3 protein-coding genes are annotated in these 4,205 nt (G+C 58.9%); 2 read left to right on the forward strand and 1 reads right to left on the reverse strand.

Features of this window, described 5'->3' with window-relative positions; translation table 11 throughout:
• Together AB7E65_RS12135 and AB7E65_RS12140 are read left to right on the forward strand one after the other, a co-directional pair.
• A partial coding sequence (locus AB7E65_RS12135) for an ABC transporter ATP-binding protein (protein WP_428746038.1) occupies positions 1-1,191 on the forward strand: 1,191 nt, incomplete at its 5' end.
• On the forward strand, positions 1,188-2,984 hold the full coding sequence (locus AB7E65_RS12140; RefSeq protein ID WP_428746039.1) for an ABC transporter ATP-binding protein: 1,797 nt from the start codon (positions 1,188-1,190) through the stop codon (positions 2,982-2,984). The genes AB7E65_RS12135 and AB7E65_RS12140, both read left to right, overlap by 4 nt.
• 24 nt (positions 2,985-3,008) lie before the next feature.
• Here AB7E65_RS12140 and AB7E65_RS12145 read toward each other — a convergent pair whose 3' ends face one another.
• Positions 3,009-3,776, reverse strand: coding sequence for a response regulator (locus tag AB7E65_RS12145; RefSeq protein ID WP_428746040.1), 768 nt, complete (start codon positions 3,774-3,776; stop codon positions 3,009-3,011).
• Positions 3,777-4,205 lie beyond the last annotated feature (429 nt).

Below are 4,205 nucleotides of genomic sequence, written 5' to 3' on the forward strand. Positions count from 1 at the left end.
ACCGCCTCGGCACGGGTCCAGATGGGACTGGGGCAGGTCAGCGAAGCTCTGGAAGAAGGCATCAGCGGGCAAGCCGTGATCCGCAGCAGCGGCTTGCAGGCCCTGCGCGCCGACCGATTCGATGGGCACAATAACGATTATCTGGAGGCCAGCCTCAGCCTTGCACGACTGCGCAGCGCTCTTGGGCCCAGCATGGCCTTGATAGCCCCGTTGAGCACAATGGCGATTTTTTATCTTGGCGGCCGGCAGGTCATAGCCCATCGTATGTCGCTGGGCGAGTTGGTGGCTTTCAATGCTTATCTGGCGCAGCTCGCCATGCCGACCTTGATGCTTGGCTGGATTCTGGGGCTGGTACAGCGTGGTGCCGCCAGTGCCGAGCGCCTTGGCGAGATTCTGGGCAGCTCCCCGCCTTCGGGGGGCCAGCCGGTGGTCGCTGCCGCCCGGCCGCCATCCGTCTCTCTGAAAAACCTGTGTTTCGGATATAATCAAAAGCCGGTTCTGCGGGGGCTGAGCCTGGAGGTTCCGGCCGGCAGTCTGATCGGTATAGCAGGACCGACCGGCTGTGGAAAAAGCACGCTGCTGCACCTGTTGGCGGGACTTTATCCGGTACCGGCGGGACAGGTGTTGATTGGAGGACAGGATCTGGCAATGCTGGATGGTGAAGCACACCGCCTGCGGGTTGCCATGGTGCCCCAGGAAAGTCGCCTGTTTTCCGGTTCGGTCGGGGAAAACCTGCTGTATGCCACGCCGGGCGCGCAGGCGTCGCTGCTGAAGCGGCTTTCGCGGACTGTCAGCCTGGATGCGGAAGTGGCAAATTTCAGCGAGGGCTTCGATACCCGGGTCGGCGAGGGGGGCCAGGCCCTGTCCGGTGGGCAGCGCCAGAGGGTGTGTCTGGGGCGTGCCCTCGGCCGCGGCGGCGGATTATGGTTGCTGGACGATCCTTTCAGTCATCTTGATGCCGCCACGTCGCAGCGGATCTGGCGCCGGCTGCTGCGCTTGCTGGCGGGAAAAACCGTTTTTCTGGTTTCCGGGCAGGCGTCATTGCTGGCGGCCGCCGATTGCATCGCCATTCTGGAAAACGGTCGGCTGCAGGAGTGTGGCAGCCACCAGCAGTTGCTGGCCGAGGGCGGCTGGTATGCCCGGCTTGTCGAGAAGGAGCGATTGCAGCGGGAACTGGAGGGTCTGGCGTGAAGCGCGGCATGTTCGACATGGATGAAATCACCGGAAGGCATCTGGACTGGTCCCTGTTCCGGCGTTTCATGAGGCTCATTCATCCCTATCGTGTATCGGCGACCGGGGCTGTGATTCTACTGCCGTTGGCATCGGCAGCACGCCTGATTCAACCCTTTCTGCTTAAAATCGCCATCGACCGGCATATCGTCCTCGGTCAACTGCAGGGATTGGGAAACATCGCCTTGCTGTTTCTGGCTGCCGCCTGTGCCGAAAGCCTGATCGGTTTCTGGCAGGGCTATCTGGCACAGGGCGTCGGGCAGAAAATAACCGCCGAGCTTCGCAGTCGGGGGTTCCGGCATTTGCTGCGGTTGCCGGCGCGCTTTTTTGACCGGCAGCCCTCCGGACGTCTGGTAACACGCCTCACCAGCGATGTGGAGAATGTTGGGGAGCTTTTCGCGTCGGGTGTGGCGTCAGCCTTCGGCGAGGTCTTTTCCCTGCTGTTCGTGGTGATTGCCATGTTGTGGCTGAGTCCGATGCTGACCGGCGTGTGCTTTGCCCTTCTGCCGCTGTTGGGAGTGGTGCTGCTGCTGTTTCGAAGGCGCATGCGGCAAGCCATGCGCCAGGTCAGATCCCGGCTGGCCGAGCTTAATGGTTATCTTGCGGAACGTATCGCCGGCATATCGACGGTGCGTCTGTTCGGCCAGCAGGCGCGAACCCTGAATGAATTTGATCATCTGCAGGAGGCATATCGGGTCAGTAATTTTGGCGCTATTCGCTGGGATGTGTTCCTGTTCAGCGCCCTGGAGGCTCTTGCCGCCCTGGCTGTCGCCGGGGTTTTATGGCGCGGCGGGTTTTCGGTTTTACAGGGAGTGGCCAGTTTCGGTACCCTGGTGGCGTTTCTGGAGTATGTGCAGCGATTTTTTGCCCCTCTGCGCAAGCTCAGCAGCCACTATTCCCTGTTGCAGGCCAGCAACGCCTCCCTTGAACGGATTTTTGAACTTCTCGATCAGCCCCCCGAACCAGGAGGGCGGCAGCTGCCTGTGCCCGGCGGCGTGGGTGATTTGCGTTTTGACCATGTATCTTTTTCCTATGATGGGCAGCAACCGGTGCTGGCGGACCTCGATATTCGCGTCGCGGCGGGGCAGATGATAGGCATTGTCGGAGACACGGGCAGCGGCAAAACCACCCTGGGAAGACTGTTGCTGCGGTTCTACGAGCCAACGGCGGGACGCATTCTGCTCGATGGCGTGAACCTCGCCGAAATGGATCCGGCGGAAGTGCGGCGCCGTATCGGGTGGGTTTCCCAGGAACCGTTTCTGTTTGCCGGAACCGTGCGGGAAAACCTCGACCCGCTGGGGCATCTGTCCGATGGGCGACTGCAGGCGTTGCTGGAGGATTGCGGTGCCTGGAAAGCCGTATCCCGGCTGGGTGGGATGCAGGGGATGCTGCAGGAACGCGGCCGCAATTTGTCGGCAGGGGAACGTCAGTTGCTGTGTGTGGCGCGCACCCTGGTTGGTGATCCTTCGATTCTGCTGTTCGACGAGGCGACCAGCCGTCTCGACGCCGCCAGCGAAGAAAGGGTTCATCAGGTCCTGGAAAAACTGCGTTCCGGTCGCACACTGCTGGTTATCGCCCACCGGTTGCGCTCCGTGCAGAAGGCCGACATGATCGTACTGCTGCACCGGGGCTGCATACGGGAAACCGGCAGCCACGGCCAGTTGCTGGCTCAAAACGGTCGCTATGCGCGACTTTGGTCCCTGCAGCACCTGGATCTCAACGGTGCGTCGGCGCCAAAGCCTTCGCGCGCATGATGCAAGGACGGCAGGCAGGTTCGGTCAGGGACGGCGATTCCGTCGAGGTCTGTTTTTGGTGCGGCAGGGTTTTCCGACTTCAGCCGGGACAGACCGCCTGCGGATATAGCGGCAAATGCTCAGCAGATCGGACAGCTCGAGAGACAGAAACTGCAGCCCCAGACCAGTGGGCAGGTTTTTGTTGACGGGATTGTGTTCTTCGTTGACCCAGTTCACGTTTGCCTTGCAGGTAATTCTACGGGTTGTGCCGGGCAGCGTAAAGGCAATCTGCAGCATTTGCTCCACGGGAAGCAGATGTCGTGTTTCGACAAACATGCCTCCCGAGCACAGGTTTACGCACAGTCCGTCACGCATGCTCGAGGGGGAACTGCTGTATTGCATCGCAAGGCACATGGGAACACGCTTGTATGAACGGTACTTCAGGCCAAGAATGCGCCGCGCCGATGCCAGCAGCAGGTGCTGGTTGAGCGGCTTGAAGAGAATATCCGCACAGCGTGCTTTAAGGCAGCGGTCGAGTTCTTGCGGGTTGCGGTTTTCCACCATCAGAACCACGGGGATATGCCGTCGTTTGGGATCCTGATGCAGCCGCCGGCAGAATTCATCTCCTGGCATGCCCTTGGCGTTGATATCCATCATCACCAGGTTGGGGCGCATCAGATCGAGTTCCCACCAGGCTTGTTCTCCATCCTCTGCCACCAGCAGGGCAAGGCCCTCCTGGCGGGAAAAATCGCCATCCGTTTCAAATATCGCCTGCAGGTCGCGGGTGATCAGGATTCTAAGAATATCCGGCATGTCAGCCTCCGGTTTTAAGTTTTCAGAATGATATTAACAAGTATAAAGATCCCGATCGTATAGCCAAGCTGTTGGCCTGATTTTTTATACGGATCCACGTCGCGATCCAGGTGTCACGCCATCCATGCAGGTTTTATTTCAGCCGGCAGGTTACGATGAAGGTCTGGGGGCGCGATACCAGGTGCACCTGCGCTGGTCACGCTGCCCTCCGCAAAAAAACAGCTGAATTTTTAATGTTATGGAACACCCTATTGGATTAAATAAACATACACGTTTTAAACAGGAAAAATCCAATTAGAAAATCAGTAGTGTCCCAACGTTTAGTTGAATAAAAACAACTGGTTATCGTTTTCCGTTGATGCGGCTGTGTAATCCGCGTCAACAAGTAGCTGATTTAACTGAATTCTCTCGAACGAGGTTACGCTTAAT

Origin of the sequence: Syntrophotalea sp. (assembly GCF_050253115.1) — a bacterium.
Lineage (GTDB): Bacteria > Desulfobacterota > Desulfuromonadia > Desulfuromonadales > Syntrophotaleaceae > Syntrophotalea > Syntrophotalea acetylenica.

Bases quoted from the DNA above. Each gene is read 5' to 3' on its own strand.
- AB7E65_RS12145 (WP_428746040.1), bottom strand. From the start codon at position 3,776: ATGCCGGATATTCTTAGAATCCTGATCACCCGCGACCTGCAGGCGATA.